Source organism: Desulfovibrio piger (assembly GCF_012843875.1).
GTDB lineage: Bacteria > Desulfobacterota > Desulfovibrionia > Desulfovibrionales > Desulfovibrionaceae > Desulfovibrio.
Window position 1 is genome coordinate 1 of sequence record NZ_JABAFY010000122.1, and the last position, 733, is coordinate 733.

Consider the following 733-nt stretch of genomic DNA (forward strand, 5'->3'; position numbering starts at 1 on the left):
CGCTTAACCTTGCAGTACAGATTAACTCGCTGACTCATTATGCAAAAGGCACGTGATCACGGAACAAGTCCGCTCTCACAGCTTGTAAGCACCAGGTTTCAGATTCTATTTCACTCCTCTAACAGAGGTTCTTTTCACCTTTCCCTCACGGTACTGGTACACTATCGGTCGTCGGTTAGTACTTAGCCTTGGAAGATGGTCCTCCCGGATTCCCACGAGGTTCCACGTGTCTCGCGGTACTCAGGTACCGGCTGTGTCGCTTTGGGTTTCAGGTACGGGGCTGTCACCCGCTCTGGCAGAGCTTTCCAGCTCATTTCCCCTGCCTACTCATGAATCACATATGCCGGCCCTACAACCCCGGCTGAACGAATCCAGCCGGTTTGGGCTCATCCCATTTCGCTCGCCGCTACTTTGGGAGTCTCGTTTGATTTCTTTTCCTTCAGGTACTGAGATGTTTCACTTCCCTGAGTTGGCGCTGGACACTTTATGTATTCAAGTGCCCGCGACGGAGCATGACCTCCGCCGGGTTTCCCCATTCAGAAATCCCCGGATCACAGAATGTTTAGCTTCTCCCCGAGGCTTTTCGCAGCTTACCACGTCTTTCATCGCCTTCCGACGCCAAGGCATCCACCCGATGCTCTTGTCAACTTGTCTTCTCGAAAAAAACTTCCTTCCATCCCTATTCAATTGTAAAAGAGCAATCACTTTCGTGATGGCCGGATCATATCCGGTT

Annotated in this window: 1 rRNA gene; it reads right to left on the reverse strand. The window is 51.4% G+C overall.

Annotated features, from left to right (window positions below):
- Window positions 1–654: ribosomal RNA gene (locus HF854_RS12415) — 23S ribosomal RNA — on the reverse strand; the annotation flags it as partial.
- Between the last annotated feature and the right edge of the window lie 79 nt (window positions 655–733).